This is a genomic window from Candidatus Pantoea multigeneris (genome assembly GCF_011752615.1).
In the GTDB taxonomy this organism is placed as follows: domain Bacteria; phylum Pseudomonadota; class Gammaproteobacteria; order Enterobacterales; family Enterobacteriaceae; genus Pantoea; species Pantoea multigeneris.
This window is the reverse complement of sequence record NZ_VWXF01000005.1, coordinates 227365-250973: the sequence shown is the minus strand read 5'-3', so window position 1 is coordinate 250973 and position 23609 is coordinate 227365. Positions and strand designations below refer to the sequence as shown.

The following is a 23609-nucleotide window of genomic DNA, read 5'->3' as shown; positions in this document are numbered from 1 at the left end:
AATGCACTGAGTTTCATTTAACTATATGATTTTAATGAATTGATGTGTGGTTTTATTTATTATTTTTTGTTGAATTTGTTTATTTGTGCGGGAGTAAATATTCGATTCATTAAACAGTCATTTTCTTTTTGTTACAAATTCGCCCTATAATTGCAGTGCCTTTGCTCTGGTGAAAATATAAAATAATTTACAGAAGTTTTCTTATCGTGGGCATGACCTGAATCATTATTTCGCTCAGTTTTACTGGCAGGCAATCCGTCAGCTATAACGGTTGCGTAACCAAAATGTAAATAAAGATTATCACCACTGTGAATATTGTATTTTTCAGACACATTTAATCTGAAAAATATACTATTGGTTGTTGCCCGATGCTAAGAGGAAGACGACAGTGCGGCACCAGTTTCTACTTGTTATATCTGAGCTTTACCATTTCACCTCCCTGGCAAGAGAAACGGCGCTTTGTTGCCGTTAACTAACACGGTCACTCATTTAAAAGAAGATAGTCATGTTAAGTAACGATCTTACATCGCTGATCACGCGTATCGACTTCGCGCTAATCTCATCCATACACATCATTTTCCCGCCATTAACCATTGGTCTGGCTGCACTTCTGTTCATCTCTGAACTGATGTGGGTACGCAAGCAAGACGAACAGTGGTATCGCCTGTGCCGCTTTTTCGAAAAGCTGTTCATCGTGAACTTTGGTGCTGGTGTTGCTACTGGCGTCACCATGGAAATGGCCTTTGGTATCCTTTATGGCCGTTTCTCTCAGGCTGCCGGACCGTTCTTTGGTCAGGTTCTTGGCTATGAGACCATTACCGCCTTTATGTATGAAGCTGGCTTTATCGGGCTGATGATTTTTGGCTGGGGCAAGATCAGCCGAGGTATGCATCTGTTTGCAACCTTTAACGTTGCACTCTCTTCTACGCTCTCTGCTATGTGGATTCTGGTTGCTAACTCCTGGATGCAAACACCAACGGGTGTTGAGCTGCATAACGGCATCTTCGTGGTTACCGACTGGCTCGGCGCGATCCTGAACCCGAATGCGCTGAGTGCCTTCCCGCACATGCTGCTGGCAAGCTTCGAGCTGTCTCTGTGCTTTGTGGTTGCCACCTGTGCCTGGTACGTGCTGAAACAGCGTCACGTCGAACTCTTCCTGAAACCGCTGAAGTATTCACTGGCTGCACTGGCCGTGGTTGCCGCAGTACAGATCTACATGGGTGACGTGCTGGGTGAAGCGACCCTGGAACACAAACCTGCGGCTCTGGCAGCAATGGAAGGTCATTACGATACCTATGATGCGGCTGGCAATGTTAACAGCGCCTGGCACATCCTGGGTTGGCCGAACAAAGAAGGCACCGGTCTGGCATGGTCTCTCGACATTCCACACGGTCTGAGCCTGATTGAAACCAAAACCTGGAACGGCCCGGTAAAAGGCCTGAACAGCTTCCCGAAAGATGAGCAGCCGCCAGTTGTGCTGCCGTTCTACGCTTTCCGCGCCATGTCTGGTGCAGCCGGTGCGATTCTGCTGGTGAGCCTGTGGGGTGCCTGGTTGATCGCTCGTCGTCGTATGACCGTTGAGCTGGCTCCACGTCACAAGTGGTTCCTGGCGCTGGCAGCAGCGATGGTTGTTCTGCCTTACATCGCGGTGATTGCGGGTTGGTGGACGCGTGAGATTGGCCGTCAGCCGTGGATTGTTTACGGTTTGATGCGTACTGAAGACGGTATGAGTCCGATGACCCTGGGCCTGTCTATCTTCTGGCTGGTTGGTTTCGCTATCTTCGAAACCGCTGTAGTTGCAGGCACCATTTGGTTCCTGGCTAAAGTGGTACGTATGGGACCTGATTTGACCAGCAAACTTCCGGGCGAAGGGCATGATCATCTGGGGCACCTCGATATGCCTGCCAGTGGCCATGCTGACCATCCTGAATATATCCGTCCGGTTTGATGGGAGAATAAATCCATGGACATGCTTAATTCGACTCAGCACTTCCTGATCATCGCCTGGTGGTTAGCGTTTGGTGTCAGTGTTCTTCTGTATATCGCGCTGGATGGCGCAGACCTGGGCGCAGGGATCTTCTCGCTCTTCGTACGTGACCATGATGAGCGCGGTGCCATCATGTCTGCGATGGCCGGGACCTGGGATGCCAACGAAACCTGGCTGATCGTCGCGGGTGGTATCATGTTTGGTACCTTCCCGTTTGTATACGGTTCCGCATTTAGCTACCTGATGGTGCCAATGGCCCTTGTGCTGTGGGGCATTATGTCCCGTGCGGTAGCGCTGGAGTTCCGTCACCTGGCTTCGCCGTTCTGGCAGAAGTTCTCTGACGGCATTTTCGGTGTTGCCAGCCTTGCTGTGACCTTCTTCGGTGGTATGAGCGTAGGTGCCTTGCTGCAAGGCTTCCAGCTGGATAACCCAGCGCAGGGCGTGCCAACTTACGTGGGCGGTGCATTTAACTTCATCTCTCCATTCTCTATCTGGACCGGTGTGGCTTCTTGTATTGCCATGACTCTGGCCGGTGTGCTGTTCGTGCGTGCTCGCTTTGAAAAAGATGAGCCTATCCGTCAGGATGCGGCGCGCTGGACTGCAGTGATCTTCTGGTTAGCGATTGCTGCCGTTGTTATCACCTGGATCTGGAGTGCGGTGCTGTTTGACTGGGCGCGTGCGAAATGGTTTGGTCCTCACTTCTGGATCTGGGGCCTGTTTGGTCTGATTGCGCTATTCTGTATTGAGCAGGTACGTCGTGACACCTTGAAGGACAAAGACTTTGCTGCGGTAATGTGGTTTAACGGCGCAGCGGTTATTCTGGGCTTCGGTATGTTGCTGACCATGTTCCCATGGATTGTTCCAGGCACATGGACCATCTGGGCCGGCGCGAGTCCTCAGGTTTCTATGATTACCTTCACCATGACCATGGGCGGTTTTGTTCCAGTGATGTTGATGTATAACTGGTATCAGATTTGGGTATTCCGTGGCCGTATCTCTAAACTGGTTGGTCACGGAGATCACTAAGACATTATGTCTGCTAGCCCTCCTCCAAGTGGAATGGCTGCTCGTCTGGCTGAACGTTGGCTCTCAAGCCTGCGTCGCCAGGCGGGCGGGTTATTTTCCCTGTCTATCAGTATGGCGGCACTTAGCGCCGTACTGATGATTGCACAGTGCTGGCTACTGGCCTGGCTTATTAGCCAGGCTGTTCTCAGTGCTAAAACCTTCTCTCAAATGATGCCTTATCTCTGGCTGCTGCCGGTAGTGATGCTACTACGCACCGGGCTGGATATTTTGCGCCAGGGCTTTGCTTTTGAAAGCGCTGCACGCATTCGCCAGGGGCTGCGCGGAATGTTACTGGAACGTATTGCGGCACTGGGGCCTTCATGGAGCCAGAACCAACGCACCGGTAGTATCGCCAACTCGCTGGGTGAGGGTGTCGAAGCGATTGAGGCTTATTTTTCCGGCTTTCTTCCACAGAAAATGATCATCGGCATTGTGCCGTTAGCGATCCTCGTTGCGCTGTTTCCTTTTGACTGGGTTTCCGGCCTGATTATGCTGGTAACGGCACCGCTGGTTCCGTTATTTATGATCGTTGTTGGTAAGGGCGCAGAGAAAATGAGTCTGCGGCAGTGGCATAAGCTCAGTCTGATGAGCGCCCACTTTTTCGATGTGATCTCCGGGTTGACCACGCTGCGCCAGACCAATGCTGCGCGTCGCCAGACCCAGATCATTGCCGCGATTTCTGACAGTTACCGTCTGACCACCATGAAAGTGCTGCGTCTCGCCTTTCTTTCTTCCCTGGTGCTGGAATTCTTTGCCACCATCAGTACCGCAATGGTGGCGGTCTACGTTGGCTTCCGCCTCTATTACGGTGAGATGGCCTTCCTGCCTGGCCTGTTTGCCCTGCTGTTGGCACCGGAGTTCTTCCGCCCGTTACGCGATCTGGGTGCGCACTATCATGCCCGTATGGATGCGATTGGTGCGACCGAAGGCCTGCTGGCTATTTTAAACGCCGAAGTGCCAGAGCGTCCGCAGGGTGGCGCGATTGCTGAGGCTGGCCCGCAAGAGATTGAAGTGCGCGGCGTAAGCTACCGCCATGCCGAAGGCGGAGGTGTGGAAGATATCTCCTTCACACTGCGCCGTGGTGAGAGCCTGGCGATTGTAGGCACCAGCGGCGCGGGTAAAACCACCCTGGCGCGTCTGCTGCTCGGGTTTATCACTCCGGCAAGCGGCGAAATTCTGCTGGATGGCAACGATTTAACCACTCGGGATCTTGCACAATGGCAACGTCAGATTGGCTGGCTACCGCAGCGACCTACGCTGTTTGCCGGTTCTGTCAGTGACAACATCGTGCTTTCGCGGCCGGATATCAGCCACAGTGCGGTGCAGGCTGCGGCACAGCTGGCTCAGGCTGAGACGTTTATCAGCACGTTACCTGGTGGTTATGACTATCAGTTAGGTGATGGTGGTCAGGGGCTGTCTGGCGGGCAAATTCAACGTATCGCCATGGCACGCGCCGTATTAACCGCCCCGGCGGTACTGATTCTGGATGAGCCAACCGTGGCTTTAGATAACACCACGGCCAAACAGATGATCACTGCGCTAGCCGAACAGCTGCCAGATACGGCCCATTTACTGATCACCCACGATACTGAAATCGCTGCGACAGCAGACCGGGTGCTGATTCTGGAGCGCGGAAAGGTGATTGAGTCGGGTACGCCTCAGGAGTTGCTGCTTAAAGGTGGTGTATTTGCTGAACTGGAGCGTTTGCAGAAAGGAGCTATCGCATGAGTGATCTGCTGCATCTGTTACGCCTGGCACGTCCCTGGGCGTTGCGCATGACGTTGGGCATCCTGCTTTCAGTGACGGTTATTCTGTCTAACGTGGCTTTGCTGGCGCTGTCTGGATGGTTTATTACCTCGATGGCACTGGCCGGCGCCGGTTCGCTGGTGCTGGAGTTCTTTACCCCGGCTGCGGCCATTCGTGGGCTGGCGGTGTTGCGTACTTTCGCGCGCTATCTTGAGCGCCTGGTGACGCATGATGCCACGCTGCGCCTGCTGTCCGTGCTGCGCGTTTGGTTCTATCAGCAGTTGGCACCGCTGGCACCTGCACGCTTGCAGGATTTCCGTGATGGTGACGTGCTGGCCCGCTTACGGGCAGACATTGATAGCCTGGATAACTTCTATCTGCGGATTCTGACACCGGCTATCGCCGGTCTTATCTCCTCTGTGATTATCCTTGCTGCGCTGTTCTGGTTCTCGCCTGCGGTTGCGGTGATTAATACGGTGGTGCTGGTGTTAGCCGGGATCGTTATCCCGCTGTTGATCGCCTCCGCGACCCACGCCAGTGGCCATCAGATTGCCAGGCTGCGTGCGGCGCTTCAGGCCGCTTCAACCGATCTGGTGCGTGGTCTTGGCGAGTTGCAGGTGGTGGGCGCGGTGACGCGTCAGACCGATCATCTGCGTCAGCTGTCACAGCAGTTGATTGGCGCGCAGCGTCGCCAGGCGTGGCTGGCAGCGCTGGGTGGTTCGCTTTCAGCGCTGATGGGCCAACTGGGCATGTTTGTTGCCTTTCTCTTCCTGTTCCGTGCCGGGTACGCAGGCCATATTACCGCCAGCGAAATCGTCATGCTGCTGTTCACGGTGCTCGCCAGCACTGAAGCTGTGGCGGGATTACCTGCGGCATTTGCCGCCCTTGGCACGACGCGTGAGGCGGCACGTCGCCTGTTCTCAATGGCGGAAATCGAACCCGCCGTGGTGCTCCCTGCCAGTAGCCGTAAGCCAGAAAGCTTTGAACTGGCATTTTCCGCGGTCACCATGCGCTATGCCCCAGAAGCCCCTAAGGTGTTAGATCAGCTGAGCTTCAATGTGCCAGCAGGAGAGTGTCTCGCGATTCTCGGCCCAAGTGGGGCGGGGAAAACCACCATTCTCAATCTGGTTCAGGGATTCTGGGATTGCACGGCAGGCGAAGTCAAAATTGGTGGTCAGCAGGTCAAAACCTTGTCTGATGAGGTGTTGCGACAGCTGATTTCTGTGGTTGGGCAGAAGACCTACCTCTTTAACGCCTCGATTCGCGACAACCTGCGCCTGGTTGCGCCGGATGCTGCCGATGAGCAGTTATGGGAGGCGTTGAGCCGTGCCGCCCTGGCAGACGAAGTCCGTACCTTCCCACAAGGCCTGGATACGCTGGTCGGTGAGTTGGGTGCGCGTCTTTCTGGCGGCCAGGCACGCAGGATTGCGATTGCACGCGCTTACCTGTCTGATGCACCAATCATTCTGCTGGATGAACCCACGGAAGGGCTGGATGCGGTGAACACCGATCTGGTGCTGAACTGTTTAAAAGATCTGATCAAGGGCAAAACCACGCTGCTGGTGACCCATCAGATTCAACCGCTGGTGTTGGCAAACAGCCGACTTCAGCTCGATATCAACTAAAGGCTGATTTCCCACCCAGGCCACAACGCTTTTCTTTTTGCTCGGGGCAACCCGAGCACTTATTTGTATGATTCTAATTATAAAAACAGAACTCGTGAGACAACTGACCAGGTAAAGACATGGATAAAATGACCAACTCGAAAACCCGACGAAAACATATCCGCTTTCCTCATATGCTGATCGATCAGATTGAAGAGAGTATGAAAGTCGAAAACAGCCAGAACTTCTCAGCATGGGTGGTTGAGGCTTGCCGCCTCAAGGCCCAGGAAGCGAACGGTAAAAAGTAGTCGTGATACGATTTCCCGTTTGGTCGCGTCCCATCGCCGGGAGCGGCCTGCGGGAAATCTCCTTCCTGCCACGCTATTCCTCCCGATCTCCCCACTTGTCCAAATGAAACACCGCATCAGCCGAGTCAATGGTGCTTTGCCGATGCGCCACAATCACCTGGGTAATGTAGAAATTTGCACAGTAGGCGGGTATGCGATCAGCATATAAGGTGATCAGCCTCCCCGTCACATGCATCATAGCGAATACCGACCGGCGCACCGACTTTGAGGTAGGGCAGGTTGCGATCGGGCACCCACAGCGTCAGTTGAAACAGATGACTGCCGCCGGGTAGCAGTTGGGCGAGGCTTTCATTGTAGCAGACGTACTGCCCAATGCAGGGGAAGCCTGGCACTTAATCACCTTTATACCAGTCGTATAAGCGAAACAGTCCAGCGTAGAATGCATAGATGCCAATCAGCATAAACAGCACCGACATTATCCCCAGCAGTCCGCCAACGCTGATTTGCGTGCAGGGATAAATCAGCTTAACCACCGGAAATACTGTAAATATCCACGCGGAGTTAATTGCGAGTCTCCGTGATGCTGAGCCACGGCCGAAAAGTTTCATGGTGATTCCTTGTTACCAGCGGCACTGAGCGCCGTAGTTGTTTGAGCCGGTATTACGGTTGTTACCGCCGTTTCCACCGTAGGGGCTGTTATTACAGGACAGGCTGGCACCCAGGCCGCCGGTGACTGCGCCAACAGCGACCGCGCCCATGCCAACCGGGCCCATTAAAGCGCCACCAATAGCACCAATGATCGCTCCGGCACCGACGTTGTTGTTGCAGCTCTGCGGCGCGCCGCCTTTCCCGCCTCGACGGCCACCGCGCGAATCATCGCTCACGCGGCCGCCGGAGGATTTATCCGCGAAATTACCTGCGCCTGAGACCTGTTCCATTTCTGCTAAATTTAATGTTTTCATCTCTCTGGTTTCCTGTTTCTAAGCCCATCCATCGGGCGGAGAGAATATAAATAAGCCGAGGGAGAGAAAAAATAGTAGAACGGGTAACAGTAGGTGTGCAGGAGGGGGTAAATGTTGCCGTTGAGATGTGTTTTTTGTGGCTAAATAAAAAATACCACGATCTGCATCTGAAAAATGAGGTGGGAAGTTTAAAGATTTGTCGGTTTTTTTCATTTTGGTGTTATTTTCTAAGGTTTTTGTTTTTTCTTGATGTCGATATTTTTTCGCGTAGATTGAAATAAATGTGATGCGGATCTGATATTAAATGGCTATTGAAATATGGGCAAAGTTAATTTTCGGCCCAGAAAGTCATTTTACGGCTGAATATTAGTAGGACGCTTAATCTAACGGGTGTTGAAGCATCAAAGGCAAGGCCCGACGAGCGGGTACAGTTTGGCAGAGATTAGGGCATAGCAAGGGCACAGGAGACTTTCTCCCGCACCTGCGCCAGGAATTCAGTGGCGGTAGTACCCCAGAGTTGAGGATCAAACTCATCGCCATAACGTTCCATGAACTCGTGAGTCAAATCTTCACTTTCTTCAGTCAATAAGATGATATCCGCAAGTAGGCCATACATATTGGCGCGGTGTGAGTCGCGTATGAAAGCCTCTATTTTTGGAGCAATGTCATCACTTTCATCAATGAGGTCGTAATCTTGACCAAAATAGAGGGTAATGAAACATCCCAGTTCGTTAAGGTTTAATCGTTTCATTTTTATGCCGTCAGTATTTTCCATCATTAACTTTCCCCAGAAGTACGGTTTTTTATCAACAGCAAAAATGCATAGGTCTTGAAAGCCAGACTTAAGTTCATTTGATGTTGAGAAGTAAAATGCGTAATAAAATTTATCGGGTTAAAAGAGGAATAAAAATAGTAGGACGACTAATAGCGTGAGGGCATGGTGGATTTATTAAGGAAATTCAAATGGAAAGAGGGGAGTATTTTTGTTTTTCTTTGCGTCAGTAATCGCAATTATTTTTGATTAGCAGCACATCACCGATATTTATCTGATGATTTACGCGAATAGCTAATTACACAGAGTCGGCACTGTCGGCGATGGCTTTATGCCAGGGCGGTAGCGTCCATTAAGTGTGTGCAGAGGGGAAGGTTGGCGAGCGGTGCTTAATGGCGCAGCGCATCATTTTGCAGACGCAGAAAAGCAAAAACCCAGCCATTGGCTGGGTTTTCTGAATTTTGGTGCCCGAACCCGGAATCGAACCAGGGACACGGGGATTTTCAATCCCCTGCTCTACCGACTGAGCTATTCGGGCAACGGGGCGCATTAAACCTTAAAGGCCGAATCGCGTCAACGGCTTTTGTCAAAAAACCTTAAAATCCGTGCTAACTGCCTGCTTTCCGTGCAAGATGGCGATTTTTTATGCCAGCGCGCCGTGTTTACGGCACAACGCGATGCCTAACACATCTTCCGCCAGCCGCTGGGCGGTGGTGACATCAATTAGATTGCGTTTGACCAACAGACGGCTAAGGCAGCCTTCAAGGATCAGTTCGAGCTGATCGGCCACCATCAGTGGGTTATCCAACTCCAGTGCCACCAGAATTTCATGCGTGAAGCGCCATGAGGACTGCTTTTGTTGTTCCGCTAATTGATGTATTGGCTGGTCAGGCTGAGGGTAAAAGCTACAGGCGGCAATGAACAGGCAACCGGGAAAGCGGCCTTTACGCACATATTCAGTCAGAACGTTGTAGCGCGCGAGCAGCTTTTGTTCGGCGTTGAGATGTTTATCGAGGGTGATTTGTCGCCGCCAGGCATCGATCTGCTGGGCGTGAAAACGCAATGCGTCATAGAGCAGGGCATCACGATCGGGCCAGAACTGCTGTAGCTGCTGCTGACTTAGTCCGCTGTCGCCGGCAAGTTCTTCCAGTGAGGTGGTGGCGGCAAGGCCATTTTGTTCAAGCACATTTAATGCATGCTCGAGTATCTCTTCTCGTTGCAAGTGAACTCTCCTCTGCTGCGATAGCTGCCGCCAGAGCGGCAGTATCTGTGTGCAACTAGTGTCGTTTACTGCGGCAAATTGTGCAAATGCGCATTAAACGCGCGGGCATCGAGGAAGCCGGTAATGCGCGAGTTCGGGATCTCATGCCCCGTACCATCGAAGAACAAAATCGTCGGCAAACCCAACACCTGTAAATGCTGGAGCAGTGCATTATCCGCTGGGCTGTTCGCCGTCACGTTGGCCTGCAACAGCTGTACGGAAGCCAGAGTGCTGCGCACGCTGCTGTCGCTGAAGGTATATTTCTCAAATTCTTTGCACGCGACACACCAGTCAGCATAGAGATCGACCATGGTGATTTTACCCTGCGACTGCTGCAGCGCCTGATCCAGATCCTGGGTGCTGCGAATGGTCTGGAACGGAAGATGCGCGACGCTCTGCGGTGTCGCGGTGCTGCCAAAGGCCCAGTCCTGTAGTGGGCGGGCGGCAACCAGCGCGGCAATCAGCATCAGGACCTGTACTACGCGCCAGCCCCCTTGGTTGCCGCGCAGCGTCACGCTGAAAGCCCAGGCAAAAAACGCGACGCCTAGCAGGCTCCACAAGCGTAGGCCCCAGACATCACCGTAGATTCGCTCCAGCAAAAACACCGGCAACGCAAGGATCACGAAGCCAAACCCCTCTTTCACCGTTTGCATCCACGGGCCATTTTTCGGTAGTAGTTTATTACCAAACAGGGTGACGATAATCAGCGGCAGTCCCATACCAAACGCATACAGCCATAGCGTTCCTGCGCCCGCCAACATATTTCCGCTCTGGGCGATATACAGCAGGATGGCACTTAACGGTGCGGTGGTGCAGGGGGAGCAGATCAGCCCCGCGAGTGCGCCCATCAGGAACACGCCAGGCAGTGAGCCGCCTTGTTGTTTGTTACTCCACAGCGTCAAACGCGTCTGCACACTGGCCGGTAATTGCAGACTAAACAGGCCAAACATAGAAAGCGCCAGTACGCCAAATAGTACAGAAAGCGCGATCAAGATCGCCGGGCTTTGTAGCGCAGCCTGAAAACGCAGCCCCGCCGCTGCGACGACGATACCTAACAGGGTGTAGGTCAACGCCATCCCCATGACATAGGTCAGCGCCAGAGCAAACAGACGCGGCAGCGTGTAATTACGCTGTCCGCCCAGAATGATGCCGGAAATCAGGGGATACATTGGCAGCACGCAGGGTGTGAAAGCCACACCGATACCAATAAGCAACGCCCACAGCGGTGAGAAAGGCAATGTGGTGGCCGGTGGCGCAGTGACTGCTGGAACTGGAGCACTCTGCTCAGCGCTGTGTCGCGCAACCGCATTCAGCGGAATAACGCGGGTTTCTGGCGGATAGCAGAAGCCTGCGGCAGCACAGCCCTGGTAGGTCACGGTCAGGGTTGCGCCATCACTGGCCTGCTGTAACGTCACCGGGATGGTGACATCCTGCGGGTAAATCTGGGTTTTACCGAAAAATTCATCTTCATGTGGCTGGCCTGGCGGCAGCACCAGAGGCACCAGGCTGGCCTGCTGTGCGGTAATATCGATTTGCTGACGATAGAGGTAATAGCCCGGTTTAACGTGCCAGCTCAGCGTCACTTTATGGTCTTGCTGGTTAAAATCAAAACCAAAGGCCTGATTCACCGTGACAAAATGATTGTTACTGGAGGAGAAAATCGACGCCTGCGCCTGGAGGCAGAAAAGAAGTGCCAGCAAGACGCCAGCTAAGCGAATAAAGCGTGCAGCCATGACCTGATTTCACTGTACTGTTCGGTAAAACGCCATCATAGCACGGCAAGGCGGACCGCCAGGTTTCAGTGTGTAAATAGCACACAGAGGGTTAATTCAGACAGAAAAAAACCAGCCTGCGGCAACAGGCTGGTTTGGTGTATTACCGTTTATTGTTCGTTTTCGTCCAGATAACGTTTCGCTTTATACGCCGGGTACATCAGGTTCTGCACAGAGAAGATATCGTCCAGCTCCGCTTCGGTGAGCAGGCCGCGCTCCAGCACCACTTCACGTACGCTCTTACCGGTTTCAGCACAGATCTTACCGACGATGTCACCATTGTGGTGGCCAATGTACGGGTTCAGATAGGTGACAATCCCGATGGAGTTGAAGACGTAAGCTTCACACACGGCTTTGTTAGCCGTGATGCCATCCACGCATTTTTCCAGCAGGTTATAGCAGGCGTTGGTCAGGATGCTGATTGATTCAAACAGCGCCTGGCCGATCACCGGTTCCATCACGTTTAGCTGGAGTTGACCTGCTTCTGCCGCCATGGTCAGGGTCGTGTCGTTACCGATCACTTTAAAGCACACCTGATTCACCACTTCTGGCACCACCGGGTTGACCTTGGCCGGCATGATAGAGGAACCCGCCTGCAACTCTGGCAGGTTAATTTCATTTAAACCCGCGCGTGGGCCGGAGGAGAGCAGGCGCAGGTCGTTACAGATTTTGGAGAGTTTCACCGCCAGGCGCTTCAGGGATGAGTGCACCATAACGTAGGCGCCACAGTCTGAAGTTGCTTCGATCAGGTCTTCCGCTGGCACCACCGGCAGGTTACTTACCGCTGCCAGATGCTGTACTGCCAACTGCTGATAGCCATCCGGCGTGTTCAGGCGAGTCCCGATAGCCGTTGCGCCGAGGTTCACTTCCAGCAGCAGTTCAGCGGTACGCAGAATGCTACGGGTCTCTTCGTTCAGCAGAACGTTAAACGCATGGAACTCCTGGCCCAGCGTCATAGGAACGGCATCTTGTAACTGGGTACGGCCCATTTTCAGAATGCTGGCGAACTCTTTCGACTTACGCTCAAAGCCTTCGCTCAGTTGGCCAATCGCGTCGATAAGTTTGAGGATGGAAGCGTAAACGGCAATGCGGAAACCGGTTGGGTAGGCATCGTTGGTGGACTGGCACTTGTTTACATGATCGTTCGGGTTAAGGTACTGATATTCCCCTTTCTGGTGGCCCATCAGCTCAAGCCCGATGTTTGCCAGCACTTCGTTGGTGTTCATGTTCACTGAGGTGCCTGCGCCCCCCTGATAGACATCTACCGGGAACTGATCCATGCATTTACCGTGGTTCAGCACCTCATCACAGGCCTGAATGATGGTGTTCGCGATATTGCGTGGAATGGTTTTTAGTTCTTTGTTAGCGAGTGCAGCTGCCTTTTTTACCATCACCATACCCCGGACGAATTCGGGTATGTCGCTGATTTTACTGTTACTGATGTAGAAGTTCTCAATCGCACGCAGAGTATGCACTCCGTAGTAAGCCTCTGCGGGTACTTCGCGCATACCCAACAGGTCTTCTTCGATACGAATGTTGTTCGCCATGATAACCTTCTTTTTATTGCCGCTTTGTTTCGGCTTTTCCATCACAGGTGATGTGTTTAATTTGTCGTGGAGTGCCAGTGACAACAGTTAAGACTCTCTGCTCACTGGCGAGCCCGATCATATGCTGTTGCAGATGAAAAGTACGCATGGTGTTCACTCACATACCGCTTCGACTGCCACAGAATTAACGATATGTGAAGTTGAACACAAAATTAACCCCCATGAAGAAATTTGACACGATCGGTTGAAATTGGGCTTCAGAGTGCCAATCTCTGTTTTTGTACTCCGCTGGAGTAACCCATTCTGCTGTCTGGCGCTTTTGGCCGGATGGCCGCAACTACAGGAGAGACCAGTGCGCTGGCTACCGTTTATCGTTTTCTTTGTTTTGGCCTGGATTGAGATCACCTTGTTTATCAAAGTGGCTCATGTTCTTGGCGTATTACTGACCATGCTGCTGGTCATCTTCACCTCATGCATCGGCGTTTCGCTGGTGAAAAATCAGGGCGTGAAAAACTTCATGCTGATGCAGGAGAAGATGGCGCGCAACGAGAGCCCGGCGGCTGAGATGGTGAAAAGTGTTTCACTGATTATCGCTGGCTTCCTGCTTCTGCTGCCCGGTTTCTTTACCGATATGCTGGGCCTGCTATTGCTGCTGCCACCGATTCAAAAACATCTGACGTTGAAGCTGATGCCGCATCTGCGCGTCTGGCGTGGTGGAGCAAGCAACGATGCGGGCTACACCATGGATGGCGAGTTTGAACGCAAAAATCATGATGTGATTGAGCATCATGATGAGCGGAAAGATCGCGACGATCGTTAAGCTTCTGCCGCGATAAGTGGTGAATAATTCATCACTTATCGCCTTAAAGTAAAAAATTTGTTTATCCCCCCTTGAAAGCTTTTTTTCCGCCCCTATCTCTTCCTGCACGAGGCCGGTTGCCCAGCAACCCGGCGTTCAACCCTAAAACCGAATGATTGGATTTCCTGAAGGAGAGCGACCACATGAAAATTCGTCCATTGCACGATCGCGTTATCGTCAAGCGTAAAGAAGTTGAAGCAAAATCAGCTGGCGGCATCGTTCTGACCGGCTCTGCGGCAGGTAAATCTTCACGTGCTGAAGTCCTGGCTGTAGGCAATGGCCGCATCCTGGAAAATGGCGAAGTGAAGCCACTGGATGTGAAAGTTGGCGATCTGGTTATCTTCAATGAAGGCTACGGCGCGAAAGTTGAAAAAATCGACAACGAAGAAGTGCTGATCATCTCCGAAAACGACATTCTGGCGATTGTTGAAGCGTAATTTTACGCGTACTTCACTGAACAAACGAATTTAAGGGATATTTGAAATGGCAGCTAAAGACGTAAAATTCGGTAATGACGCACGCGTAAAAATGCTGCGTGGCGTTAACGTACTGGCAGATGCAGTAAAAGTTACCCTGGGCCCGAAAGGCCGTAACGTGGTTCTGGATAAATCTTTTGGTGCACCGACCATCACCAAAGATGGCGTTTCTGTAGCACGTGAAATCGAGCTGGAAGACAAGTTCGAAAACATGGGTGCTCAGATGGTGAAAGAAGTTGCCTCTAAAGCAAACGACGCTGCGGGTGACGGTACTACTACTGCTACCGTACTGGCACAGGCTATCGTAAACGAAGGCCTGAAAGCTGTTGCTGCTGGCATGAACCCAATGGACCTGAAGCGCGGCATCGACAAAGCAGTTGTCGCTGCTGTTGAAGAGCTGAAAGCGCTGTCTGTTACTTGCCAGGATACCAAAGCGATTGCTCAGGTTGGTACCATCTCTGCTAACTCTGATGAGTCAGTCGGTACCCTGATCGCTAAAGCGATGGATAAAGTGGGCAAAGAAGGTGTTATCACCGTTGAAGAAGGCACCGGCCTGCAAGACGAGCTGGACGTCGTTGAAGGTATGCAGTTCGACCGTGGCTACCTGTCTCCTTACTTCATCAACAAGCCAGAAACCGGCGCAATCGAACTGGATGCACCGTTTATCCTGTTGGCTGACAAGAAGATCTCTAACATCCGTGAACTGCTGCCTGTACTGGAAGCGGTTGCGAAAGCCGGTAAACCACTGCTGATCATCGCTGAAGATGTTGAAGGCGAAGCACTGGCAACGCTGGTCGTTAACACCATGCGCGGTATCGTGAAAGTGGCTGCTGTTAAAGCACCTGGCTTCGGCGACCGTCGTAAAGCAATGCTGCAGGATATCGCAATCCTGACCGGCGGTACCGTAATCTCTGAAGAGATCGGTATGGAGCTGGAAAAAGCGACTCTGGAAGATCTGGGTCAGGCTAAGCGTGTTGTGATCAACAAAGATACTTCTACCATCATCGATGGTGTGGGCGATCAGGGTGCAATCTCTGGCCGTGTTACTCAGATCCGTCAGCAGATCGAAGAAGCAACTTCTGATTACGACAAAGAAAAACTGCAGGAGCGCGTAGCGAAACTGGCAGGCGGCGTAGCCGTTCTGAAAGTAGGTGCAGCAACTGAAGTTGAAATGAAAGAGAAGAAAGCACGCGTTGAAGATGCCCTGCACGCTACCCGTGCTGCGGTAGAAGAAGGCGTGGTTGCTGGTGGTGGTGTTGCACTGGTTCGCGTTGCAGCTAAAATCGCTGCTTCTGGCCTGAAAGGTCAGAACGAAGATCAGAACGTGGGTATCAAAGTTGCGCTGCGCGCAATGGAAGCTCCACTGCGTCAGATCGTTTCTAACGCCGGTGAAGAGCCATCTGTTGTTGCTAACAACGTGAAAGCAGGCGACGGCAACTACGGCTACAACGCTCAGACTGAAGAATACGGCAACATGATCGACTTCGGTATCCTGGACCCAACCAAAGTAACCCGTTCTGCGCTGCAGTACGCGTCTTCTGTTGCTGGTCTGATGATCACCACCGAAGCGATGGTCACTGACCTGCCAAAAGGCGATGCTCCTGATTTAGGTGCTGGCGCTGGCGGCATGGGTGGTATGGGCGGAATGGGCGGCATGATGTAATCAGCCCCTGCGCTTATGCACAGAAAAGAACCCCTGAGCGGCAACGCTCGGGGGTTTTTCTTTTGGTGGCGAACAGGGTATAAATTAAAGGCGTTTTAATACGCTAAAACGGGACCAGGGCAATGAATGTTCAGAAAAATGTTTTATTTTTCTGCTACGCTGCTTCCCGACTCTGATGATAAGAAAAATGGGGATGACAATGCGTATTAACCTCTTGCCCGGACTGGTAGCGGGTGCGTTCCTGCTTGCAGGATGCAGCAGCTCCACACAATTGAGTTCTAACGGTGAGAACGTGAAGTTTACCGATGAGCAGCCAGGCAGCAAGTGCCAACTGTTGGGTAATGTGACCGGTTCTCAAAGTAACTGGCTCAGTGGCTCAGGCGGCGAAGGCAGCTCTCTGCGTGGTGCAGCCAACGACTTGCGTAACCGCGCAGCAGAAATGGGCGGCAATGTGATTTACGGTGCCACCAGCCCAACGCAGAATTTACTGTCTGCTTTTGCACCGCTCGACAGCAAAATGAGTGGTCAGGTGTATAAGTGCCCCTGACAGCGAAAAGGCCGGATATCCGGCCTTTTTTTATTCCTGTCTGAGTTGCAGGTCGAGCGGCGTTTTACTTGGCTCGCCGCCAATCTCGCGTGCCAGTTTGGGCACCATATAACCGGATACTTTGGTGAGCAGTTCGCGCACCAGCCCACGGGCTTCTTCATCCGAGACAAAGAAGTGCGCCGCACCTTGTACTTTGTCCAGAACATGCAGGTAGTAGGGCAAAATTCCCGCATCGAACAGCGCATTGCTGAGGTCTGCCAGCGTCTGGGCATTATCATTCACGCCGCGCAACAGGACGCTTTGGTTCAGTAGCGTAACGCCCGCCCGTTTTAACTGCTGCATCGCTGCGGCCAGCTCAGCGTTGATCTCCTGTGCGTGGTTAATGTGACTGACCATCAGCACCTGAAGACGCGTTTGCGCCAGCATTTGACACAGCCCGGTGGTAATACGTGCCGGTATCACCACCGGCAGACGGCTATGAATGCGCAGGCGTTTAATGTGCGGGATATTCTCCAGCGCCTGAATCAGCCACTGTAGCTCGTGGTCTTTGGCCATCAGGGGATCGCCACCCGAGAAGATAATCTCATCCAGTTCAGGATGCTCTGTAATGTAGTCCAGCGCGCTTTGCCAGTTGCGTTTGTTGCCCTGGTTATCCTGATAGGGGAAGTGGCGACGGAAGCAGTAGCGGCAGTTGACGGCACAGCCGCCTTTCACCAATAACAGCGCCCGGTTTCTATACTTATGCAGTAATCCTGGCACCACACTGCTCTGCTCATCCAGCGGATCGGTGCTGTAGCCTGGCGCATCAGTAAATTCCTGCTGGCTGGTGATCACCTGCAACAGCAGTGGGTCCTGCGGATCGCCTGGTTGCATACGTTGAATGAAGGATCGTGGCACGCGCAGGGCGAAAAGACGCCTGGCATCAATGCCATTGTGCAATTCTGAGCACTGTTCGAGCGCTAAAAGTTGCAATAATTCAACAGGATCGGTGACAACATCAGCAAGTTGCTGCAACCAATCTTCTCTGGAAGGGGGATTTAGGGTTACAATGTGTGCCATTTTTTTGGCTATTACCAGTTCAATATTTACAGAGGGCCTTTATGGCGACTTATCTTAGCAACGATTTCCGTCCCGGTCTTAAAATCATGTTCGAAGGCGAGCCATATGCCATCGAAGCCAGTGAGTTCGTCAAACCGGGTAAAGGCCAGGCATTTGCACGCGTTAAAATGCGTCGTCTGCTGACCGGTTCTCGCGTTGAGAAGACCTTCAAATCTACCGACTCTGCCGAAGGCGCAGACGTACGTGATATGACGCTGCAGTACTCTTACAACGACGGCGATTTCTACTACTTCATGCACCCAGAGTCTTTCGAGCAGTATCAGATCGAATCTAAAGTGCTGGATGACGTGACCAAATGGCTGCAGGACAACGCAGATTGTATCGTTACCCTGTGGAACGATAAAGCAATCGCTGTTCAGCCACCAAACTTCATCGAAGCAGAAGTGACTGAAACCGACCCAGGCCTGAAAGGTGACACCGCAGGTACCGGCGGCAAACCAGCAACGCTGTCTACTGGTGCTGTGATCAAAGTGCCACTGTTTGTACAGATTGGCGAAGTGGTAAAAGTTGACACCCGCTCTGGCGAATACGTTTCTCGCGTTAAGTAAGAGTAGGAAGAAGGCGTATCTGCGGATGCGCCTTTTTTTTGTCTGGCGTCAGCTCATACAGGTACGGATAGATGAAAAACGTTTTTAAATGGTTGGCGTTTGCCCTCCTGGTCTCTTCTGCACTCAGCGGCTGCAACACCTTCCATGGTTTTGGTGAGGATGTTTCTCACCTGGGCGGAGATATTGAGCACGCGGCGGAATAGCGCTTCAGGCTGCCTCTTTTTGATGTTTGTTACGCGCACTTTTTGTGCCACGAGCTATGCTTAAAGCGTTGTCTGTTTTCTGCAAACCAAAAGGATGTTGCCATGTTGAAAAAAAGTATTATCGCGATTTTTTCCGTTCTGGTGCTCTCTTCTGTGCTGACTGCTTGCAACACCACGCGTGGTGTCGGTGAGGATATTTCAGCCGGTGGTCACGCCATTCAGCGCAGCGCTCAGTAGTTAAAGACCGGTACGAAGCGCCCGCTTCGTACCTATTTCCTTACTGTTTTACCCAAACCAACTCATTGACCGGGAATCCAGCTGCTTGTGCCTGGGCGACCAGCTTCTGCTTCACGGCTTCATCCAACTGCGGTGTGCGCGAGAGTATCCATAAGTAGTGGCGGTTGGGTCCGCAGATCAGCGCATGTTGATAATCTTTGTCGAGTGCAATCACGTTGTATCCGCCATAGAAGGGGCCAAAAAACGAGACCTTGAGTGCGGCTCGTGTGTGGCTCCCGGTGAAGTAGGCTTTGCCAACGCTCTCCTGCCAGCGCTGTTTATTCGGGTTATAACCCCGGTTGACCACTTTAATGCCGCCATCTTCACGTGGGCTGTAGGTGGCCGTGACCTGTTCCAGACCGCTTTCGAAGCTGTGATCGAGACGCGCAATTTCATACCACTGACCGAGGTAACGTTGGCTGTCAAAGCCTTCAATAACGGTGACATTTTTTGGTGGTGTGGTGCTACACGAGACGGAGAGTAGAGCGCCAAGGCTGGCGATCAGCATTTTCCACGGTGACATAGGGTTTCCTTTTGATTTTTCTCCCCTTAAGTATAGAACGCCAGGGCTCTGCTGTTTACGTCGCTACCGCGATTGTTTGCCACCTTCAATGCAGGTAGACTTCCACCCCTTATTTTCTGAGGAGTCACCAATCATGAGCGAAACGGCGAACTGGCAGCCGAGCGCCCCTATGGCCAATTTGTTGAAGCGTGCCGCTATTTTGGCTGAAGTACGGCGCTTTTTTGCCGATCGTGGCGTGCTTGAGGTCGATACACCGGCAATGAGTCAGGCGACCATTACCGATGTGCATCTGGTGCCGTTCAAGACCCGTTTCGTTGGTCCTGGTGTCTCTGAAGGGCAGGATTTATGGTTGATGACCAGCCCTGAATACCACATGAAGCGCCTGCTGGCCGCGGGCAGTGGGCCGATTTATCAGATGGGGCGCTGTTTCCGTAATGAGGAAGCGGGGCGTCATCATAATCCGGAGTTCACCATGTTGGAGTGGTATCGTCCGCATTATGATATGTACCGTTTGATGAATGAGGTGGACGATCTGCTCCAGCAAGTGCTGGAGTGCGACAGCGCGGAGTCACTCTCTTATCAGCAGGCTTTTTTACGCCATCTGAATCTTGATCCCCTTTCTGCCAGTAAAGACGAACTGCGTGAAGCGGCAGCGAAGCTGGGAGAGGGCGAGCTGGCCGCGCGAGAAGACGATCGTGATACGCTGTTGATGCTGCTGTTTATGCTGGGTGTGGAACCCAAGATTGGCCAGGATAAACCGGCTTTTGTTTATCATTTCCCGGCGAGTCAGGCGGCATTAGCGGAGATCAGTACCGAAGACCACCGTGTTGCTGAGCGGTTTGAGGTGTATTACAAGGGCATTGAACTTGCCAACGGGTTCCGTGAACTGACTGACAGCCGTGAGCAGCGTCAGCGCTTTGAGCAGGATAATCGCCGTCGCGTGGCGCGTGGCTTAGCGGAACACCCCATCGATACGCTGTTACTGGACGCTCTGAGCCACGGTCTACCGGCCTGTTCAGGTGTGGCATTAGGGGTTGATCGTCTGATTATGCTGGCATTGAAAGCAGAATCACTGAGTGAAGTGATTGCCTTCCCGGTGGATCGCTGCTGAGAGTGATGTGATTGCGTGTTGGGTTGTAGCAGACTTCCCCTCACCCCAGCCCTCTCCCGCCCGCGGGAGAGGGAGCCCGTCCTGTGATGCATGTGATAACTGTGCTGCACATTCCCTCTTCCGTCCGCGGGAGAGGGAGCCCGTCCTGTGATGCATGTGATAACTGTGCTGCACATTCCCTCTTCCGTCCGCGGGAGAGGGAGCCCGCCTTGTGATGCATGTGATAACTGTGCTGCACATTCCCTCTTCCGTCCGCGGGAGAGGGTATGTCTGTGAGTTGTGCAGCCACAAATCGCACGGACGAAGGTCTGCGCATCACTCACATGAAGGCGGGGATGGTGGGGAGTAGAGTAAAGCTTCCGCTGCATGGATGCAGCGGCAGAGCCTCCAGGGAGGATTCACGGCGTCTTTACGGCACTCCCCACCATCTGCGACTGAAACGCACGAACACCAGCCGCACCGTGCCAACCTGAAACATAAGAACGCCACCCGCACCGTGCCAACCTGAAACGCAAGAACACCAGCCGCACTGTGCCAACCTGAAACATAAGAACGCCACCCGCACCGTGCCAACCTGAAACGCACGAACACCAGCCGCACCGTGCCAACCTGAAACATAAGAACACCCACCGCACCATCCCAACTGGAACGCACGGACACAGTCCGCAGGCCTACTGGTTACTCTCAGGGAACTCCTGAATCGTTACGGGTAGGGTGAGCTTGTTATCGTTGCGCAGTACCTGCACGTCAATCACTGAGCCTGGGCGAATTTCAGCAACCTGATCCATCGTTTCCTGGGCGGAAATTGCCGGTTTGTTATTCACGCTGACCAGCACATCATTCACCTGAATGCCGGCTTTATCCGCTGGCCCTCCAGGCTCGATCTTACTCACGATAATGCCCTGAATACGATCCAGATTGCTGCTCTGGCCGTGCAACTGTGGCAACTCGCTGCCAGTAATACCGATATAACCGCGAATCACGCGCCCGTCTCGGATTAGCTTATCCATGATTTTCGTGGCTAAAGCGGTAGGAATGGCGAAACCGATGCCTTCTGGCGTCTCGCCATCGTTGCTCTTATCGAAAGTCAGGGTATTAATGCCCATCAACTCGCCCAGCGAATTGATCAGCGCACCACCGGAATTGCCCCGGTTGATGGACGCATCGGTTTGCAGGAAATTCTGACGGCCTGATGAACTCAGGCCAATGCGGCCGGTCGCGCTAATAATCCCCTGCGTCACCGTCTGGCCTAAATTGTAGGGGTTGCCAACCGCCATCACCACATCACCGATGTGTGGGATACGTGCCGGATTAATGGGAATCACGGGCAGATTAGGTGCCGTAATTTTTAACACCGCTAAATCCGTCATGCTGTCTGAGCCAACCAGCGTGGCCTCGAAGAAACGTCCATCCTGTAGGGCAACAATGATCTGATCGGCGTTATTGATCACATGCTTGTTGGTCAGGATGTAACCCTTCTCATTCATGATCACCCCGGAGCCGAGGGTTGTAATACCATGGTTACTATTGCTGGTGCGGTTATACACGTTAACAACAGCAGGCACAGCTCTACGGACACCCGGATTAAAACTAAAGGGCGTTTCGCTGTCACTGCTCTTACTGTCCGACAGGATACTGCTACCCTGACGCAGAGTCGGTAATGCTACCAGCAAAATCATGGCAACAATTAAACCCGTTACTATGGCACGCAAAAGTTTAGGAAACATGGTGTTATTTCAGGTCTGGGGGGATCGCAGGGCAGAATAACACGAGACAGGCGGACAAACACGCGGTTGTGTCCGCCTTAACGAGGGATTAACGCAACAGTAAATAAATGCTCTCGCCGCCGCGCACAACGTTCAGTGCTAACACCGGTGGCTTACTCTCCAGCACTTTGCGCATCTCAGCCAAATTCTGCACGCGATTGCGGTTCACGCCGATGATCACATCATCTTTCTGCAAACCAACCTGCTCAGCTGGCGTGCCTTTATCGACACTGCTCACCGTCACACCTTTATCGCCTGTTTTGGTTTGGCCGTCGCTCAGGGTGGCACCTTGCAGCGCCGGAGAGAGCAACTGGGCGCTGGCTGTGGTCTGGGCACTCTGTTCCAGCGTCACTTCGACCGTCAGCGGTTTACCATCACGCAGCAAGCCAAGCTTCACCTTCTCGCCTGGTGCGGTTGTGCCAATCTTCACGCGCAACTCGGCGAAGCTGGTAATCGCCTTATCATTGACCGAAGTAATAATATCACCGGCTTTGATGCCCGCCTGCTCAGCGGCTGACTTCGGCAATACCTCAGAAACAAAGGCACCACGCTGTGCAGTGACATTAAACGCCTTGGCAATATCTGCCGTCATCTCGGTGCCTTTAATACCGAGCTGACCGCGCTTCACCTCGCCGTACTTAATCAGCTGATCGGCCAGATTCAAGGCCATATTACTTGGGATAGCAAAACCAATCCCGATGTTGCCACCGCTTGAGGCCAGGATAGCGGTATTGATCCCGATCAGTTCACCGTTAAGATTGACCAGCGCGCCGCCGGAGTTACCGCGGTTAATCGCAGCATCCGTCTGAATAAAGTTTTCCAACCCTTCCAGATTCAGGCCACTTCGACCCAATGCCGAAACGATGCCGGAGGTTGCCGTCTGGCCCAAACCAAAGGGATTACCAATCGCCACGGCAAAATCACCCACCTTCAGTTGGTCGGAATCGGCAATCTTCACCTGGGTCAGATTCTTCGCGCCCTGAATCTGAATCAGCGCGATATCGGTCTGTTCATCATGCCCAATCAGTTTGGCATCGTATTCGCTGCCATCACTCAGTTGAACGTTAATCTTGTCGGCGCCGTTCACCACATGGTTATTGGTCAGGACGTAGCCTTTGGCGGCATCAATAATCACGCCAGACCCTAAGCCTTCAAAAGGCTGTGGCTGACTGTTATTGCCTTGCCCCTGACCAAAGAATTTTTTCAGCGGCTCAGGAATGTCCTGGGCCTGGTCAGCAGACTCGGTTCCTGTTACATGCACGCTCACTACGGCGGGCAGCACTTTTTCCAACATGGGTGCCAGGCTTGGTAAGGCCTGCCCCTGAACCTGAGCCGGTAAGGCGGCCGTAGCGTAAGGTGCAGCGGCAAGGCCTAATCCAATACTCAGTGCTAATGCGCTTAACAGTTGTGAATGTTTTTTCATCGCTACAAAGCTCGCTGCAAAAAAGAAGGGGGAGTAAAAGTATGTGACAGTGGATTCAGGTCAGGGTTCGG

The 23609-nt window shown here is 52.7% G+C and carries 24 protein-coding genes and 1 tRNA gene; 13 read left to right on the top strand and 12 right to left on the bottom strand.

Features of this window, described 5'->3' with window-relative positions; genetic code table 11:
* Positions 1–505 precede the first annotated feature (505 nt).
* From F3J40_RS13930 to F3J40_RS13910, 5 genes are all read left to right on the top strand, one after another.
* Positions 506–1948 carry a cytochrome ubiquinol oxidase subunit I gene (locus tag F3J40_RS13930; RefSeq protein ID WP_167015475.1) on the top strand — a complete coding sequence of 481 codons (1443 nt, stop codon included), beginning with the start codon at positions 506–508 and terminating at the stop codon, positions 1946–1948.
* 15 nt (positions 1949–1963) lie between these two features.
* Positions 1964–3013 (top strand): cytochrome d ubiquinol oxidase subunit II, encoded by a 1050-nt coding sequence (locus tag F3J40_RS13925; protein WP_017347379.1) that lies wholly within the window; start codon positions 1964–1966, stop codon positions 3011–3013.
* Between the two features lie 6 nt (positions 3014–3019).
* A complete protein-coding gene (cydD, locus tag F3J40_RS13920) occupies positions 3020–4780 on the top strand; it encodes a thiol reductant ABC exporter subunit CydD (RefSeq protein WP_240155465.1) in 1761 nt (586 codons plus the stop codon).
* Positions 4777–6423, top strand: coding sequence for a thiol reductant ABC exporter subunit CydC (gene cydC / locus F3J40_RS13915; RefSeq protein ID WP_167015473.1), 1647 nt, complete (start codon positions 4777–4779; stop codon positions 6421–6423). The genes cydD and cydC overlap by 4 nt, the downstream gene beginning before the upstream one ends.
* Positions 6424–6542: 119 nt before the next feature.
* Positions 6543–6710 (top strand): YlcI/YnfO family protein, encoded by a 168-nt coding sequence (locus F3J40_RS13910; protein ID WP_167015471.1) that lies wholly within the window; start codon positions 6543–6545, stop codon positions 6708–6710.
* A 197-nt stretch (positions 6711–6907) separates the two neighbouring features.
* Here F3J40_RS13910 and F3J40_RS13905 read toward each other — a convergent pair whose 3' ends face one another.
* From F3J40_RS13905 to aspA, 8 genes are all read right to left on the bottom strand, one after another.
* Entirely contained in the window at positions 6908–7102 is a 195-nt protein-coding gene (locus tag F3J40_RS13905) for a hypothetical protein (RefSeq protein WP_167015469.1), read from the bottom strand.
* Positions 7103–7318 (bottom strand): hypothetical protein, encoded by a 216-nt coding sequence (locus F3J40_RS13900; RefSeq protein WP_167015467.1) that lies wholly within the window; start codon positions 7316–7318, stop codon positions 7103–7105. It lies immediately after the preceding gene.
* Between the two features lie 12 nt (positions 7319–7330).
* Positions 7331–7672: a hypothetical protein gene (locus F3J40_RS13895; RefSeq protein ID WP_167015465.1), complete on the bottom strand. Its 342-nt coding sequence runs from the start codon at positions 7670–7672 to the stop codon at positions 7331–7333.
* A gap of 442 nt (positions 7673–8114) precedes the next feature.
* Positions 8115–8450, bottom strand: a complete 336-nt coding sequence (locus F3J40_RS13890) for a contact-dependent growth inhibition system immunity protein (RefSeq protein ID WP_369410944.1) — start codon at positions 8448–8450, stop codon at positions 8115–8117.
* A 456-nt stretch (positions 8451–8906) separates the two neighbouring features.
* Positions 8907–8982, bottom strand: a tRNA-Phe gene (locus F3J40_RS13885).
* Positions 8983–9087: 105 nt separating this feature from the next.
* Positions 9088–9666, bottom strand: coding sequence for a division control transcriptional repressor DicD (dicD, locus tag F3J40_RS13880; RefSeq protein ID WP_167015463.1), 579 nt, complete (start codon positions 9664–9666; stop codon positions 9088–9090).
* A gap of 65 nt (positions 9667–9731) precedes the next feature.
* Complete coding sequence (locus F3J40_RS13875) at positions 9732–11438, bottom strand: protein-disulfide reductase DsbD (RefSeq protein ID WP_167015461.1); 1707 nt, start codon at positions 11436–11438, stop codon at positions 9732–9734.
* A 149-nt stretch (positions 11439–11587) separates the two neighbouring features.
* Positions 11588–13024: an aspartate ammonia-lyase gene (aspA, locus tag F3J40_RS13870; protein WP_026042561.1), complete on the bottom strand. Its 1437-nt coding sequence runs from the start codon at positions 13022–13024 to the stop codon at positions 11588–11590.
* A 352-nt stretch (positions 13025–13376) separates the two neighbouring features.
* Here aspA and F3J40_RS13865 point away from each other — a divergent pair, with 352 nt between their 5' ends.
* The 4 genes from F3J40_RS13865 (at position 13377) to F3J40_RS13850 (ending at position 16569) form a co-directional block, all read left to right on the top strand.
* Complete coding sequence (locus F3J40_RS13865; RefSeq protein ID WP_017347394.1) at positions 13377–13844, top strand: FxsA family protein; 468 nt, start codon at positions 13377–13379, stop codon at positions 13842–13844.
* 182 nt (positions 13845–14026) lie between these two features.
* Positions 14027–14320 carry a co-chaperone GroES gene (locus tag F3J40_RS13860; RefSeq protein WP_017347395.1) on the top strand — a complete coding sequence of 98 codons (294 nt, stop codon included), beginning with the start codon at positions 14027–14029 and terminating at the stop codon, positions 14318–14320.
* A gap of 46 nt (positions 14321–14366) precedes the next feature.
* On the top strand, positions 14367–16022 hold the full coding sequence (gene groL / locus F3J40_RS13855; protein ID WP_167015459.1) for a chaperonin GroEL: 1656 nt from the start codon (positions 14367–14369) through the stop codon (positions 16020–16022).
* 199 nt (positions 16023–16221) lie between these two features.
* Entirely contained in the window at positions 16222–16569 is a 348-nt protein-coding gene (locus tag F3J40_RS13850) for a DUF4156 domain-containing protein (RefSeq protein WP_026042562.1), read from the top strand.
* 30 nt (positions 16570–16599) lie between these two features.
* Here F3J40_RS13850 and epmB read toward each other — a convergent pair whose 3' ends face one another.
* On the bottom strand, positions 16600–17628 hold the full coding sequence (epmB, locus tag F3J40_RS13845; protein ID WP_167015457.1) for an EF-P beta-lysylation protein EpmB: 1029 nt from the start codon (positions 17626–17628) through the stop codon (positions 16600–16602).
* A gap of 41 nt (positions 17629–17669) precedes the next feature.
* On the opposite strand from epmB, the gene efp reads away from it, so the two are divergent.
* From efp to F3J40_RS13830, 3 genes are all read left to right on the top strand, one after another.
* Positions 17670–18236, top strand: a complete 567-nt coding sequence (gene efp, locus F3J40_RS13840; RefSeq protein ID WP_017347399.1) for an elongation factor P — start codon at positions 17670–17672, stop codon at positions 18234–18236.
* 71 nt (positions 18237–18307) lie between these two features.
* Positions 18308–18439 carry an entericidin A/B family lipoprotein gene (locus F3J40_RS13835; RefSeq protein ID WP_167015455.1) on the top strand — a complete coding sequence of 44 codons (132 nt, stop codon included), beginning with the start codon at positions 18308–18310 and terminating at the stop codon, positions 18437–18439.
* Positions 18440–18541: 102 nt separating this feature from the next.
* Complete coding sequence (locus F3J40_RS13830) at positions 18542–18676, top strand: entericidin A/B family lipoprotein (protein WP_017347401.1); 135 nt, start codon at positions 18542–18544, stop codon at positions 18674–18676.
* A gap of 40 nt (positions 18677–18716) precedes the next feature.
* Here F3J40_RS13830 and F3J40_RS13825 read toward each other — a convergent pair whose 3' ends face one another.
* Positions 18717–19238 carry a lipocalin family protein gene (locus F3J40_RS13825; RefSeq protein WP_167015453.1) on the bottom strand — a complete coding sequence of 174 codons (522 nt, stop codon included), beginning with the start codon at positions 19236–19238 and terminating at the stop codon, positions 18717–18719.
* 133 nt (positions 19239–19371) lie between these two features.
* Between F3J40_RS13825 and epmA the strand changes: the two genes are divergently transcribed.
* Entirely contained in the window at positions 19372–20349 is a 978-nt protein-coding gene (gene epmA, locus F3J40_RS13820) for an elongation factor P--(R)-beta-lysine ligase (protein WP_017347403.1), read from the top strand.
* 671 nt (positions 20350–21020) lie between these two features.
* On the opposite strand, the gene degS is transcribed toward epmA, so the two are convergent.
* Positions 21021–22076 carry an outer membrane-stress sensor serine endopeptidase DegS gene (gene degS, locus F3J40_RS13815; RefSeq protein ID WP_017349562.1) on the bottom strand — a complete coding sequence of 352 codons (1056 nt, stop codon included), beginning with the start codon at positions 22074–22076 and terminating at the stop codon, positions 21021–21023.
* Between the two features lie 88 nt (positions 22077–22164).
* Positions 22165–23538 carry a serine endoprotease DegQ gene (degQ, locus tag F3J40_RS13810; RefSeq protein ID WP_167015451.1) on the bottom strand — a complete coding sequence of 458 codons (1374 nt, stop codon included), beginning with the start codon at positions 23536–23538 and terminating at the stop codon, positions 22165–22167.
* Positions 23539–23609 lie beyond the last annotated feature (71 nt).

Coding starts and splice junctions, on each gene's coding strand:
- aspA (WP_026042561.1), bottom strand. CDS start 13,024: ATGGCGAACAACATTCGTATCGAAGAAGACCTGTTGGGTATGCGCGAA.
- epmA (WP_017347403.1), top strand. CDS start 19,372: ATGAGCGAAACGGCGAACTGGCAGCCGAGCGCCCCTATGGCCAATTTG.
- F3J40_RS13910 (WP_167015471.1), top strand. CDS start 6,543: ATGGATAAAATGACCAACTCGAAAACCCGACGAAAACATATCCGCTTT.
- F3J40_RS13895 (WP_167015465.1), bottom strand. CDS start 7,672: ATGAAAACATTAAATTTAGCAGAAATGGAACAGGTCTCAGGCGCAGGT.
- epmB (WP_167015457.1), bottom strand. CDS start 17,628: ATGGCACACATTGTAACCCTAAATCCCCCTTCCAGAGAAGATTGGTTG.
- degS (WP_017349562.1), bottom strand. CDS start 22,076: ATGTTTCCTAAACTTTTGCGTGCCATAGTAACGGGTTTAATTGTTGCC.
- F3J40_RS13850 (WP_026042562.1), top strand. CDS start 16,222: ATGCGTATTAACCTCTTGCCCGGACTGGTAGCGGGTGCGTTCCTGCTT.
- F3J40_RS13925 (WP_017347379.1), top strand. CDS start 1,964: ATGGACATGCTTAATTCGACTCAGCACTTCCTGATCATCGCCTGGTGG.
- degQ (WP_167015451.1), bottom strand. CDS start 23,538: ATGAAAAAACATTCACAACTGTTAAGCGCATTAGCACTGAGTATTGGA.
- cydD (WP_240155465.1), top strand. CDS start 3,020: ATGTCTGCTAGCCCTCCTCCAAGTGGAATGGCTGCTCGTCTGGCTGAA.
- cydC (WP_167015473.1), top strand. CDS start 4,777: ATGAGTGATCTGCTGCATCTGTTACGCCTGGCACGTCCCTGGGCGTTG.
- F3J40_RS13875 (WP_167015461.1), bottom strand. CDS start 11,438: ATGGCTGCACGCTTTATTCGCTTAGCTGGCGTCTTGCTGGCACTTCTT.
- F3J40_RS13830 (WP_017347401.1), top strand. CDS start 18,542: ATGTTGAAAAAAAGTATTATCGCGATTTTTTCCGTTCTGGTGCTCTCT.
- groL (WP_167015459.1), top strand. CDS start 14,367: ATGGCAGCTAAAGACGTAAAATTCGGTAATGACGCACGCGTAAAAATG.
- F3J40_RS13900 (WP_167015467.1), bottom strand. CDS start 7,318: ATGAAACTTTTCGGCCGTGGCTCAGCATCACGGAGACTCGCAATTAAC.
- efp (WP_017347399.1), top strand. CDS start 17,670: ATGGCGACTTATCTTAGCAACGATTTCCGTCCCGGTCTTAAAATCATG.
- F3J40_RS13930 (WP_167015475.1), top strand. CDS start 506: ATGTTAAGTAACGATCTTACATCGCTGATCACGCGTATCGACTTCGCG.
- F3J40_RS13860 (WP_017347395.1), top strand. CDS start 14,027: ATGAAAATTCGTCCATTGCACGATCGCGTTATCGTCAAGCGTAAAGAA.
- F3J40_RS13890 (WP_369410944.1), bottom strand. CDS start 8,450: ATGATGGAAAATACTGACGGCATAAAAATGAAACGATTAAACCTTAAC.
- F3J40_RS13835 (WP_167015455.1), top strand. CDS start 18,308: ATGAAAAACGTTTTTAAATGGTTGGCGTTTGCCCTCCTGGTCTCTTCT.
- F3J40_RS13825 (WP_167015453.1), bottom strand. CDS start 19,238: ATGTCACCGTGGAAAATGCTGATCGCCAGCCTTGGCGCTCTACTCTCC.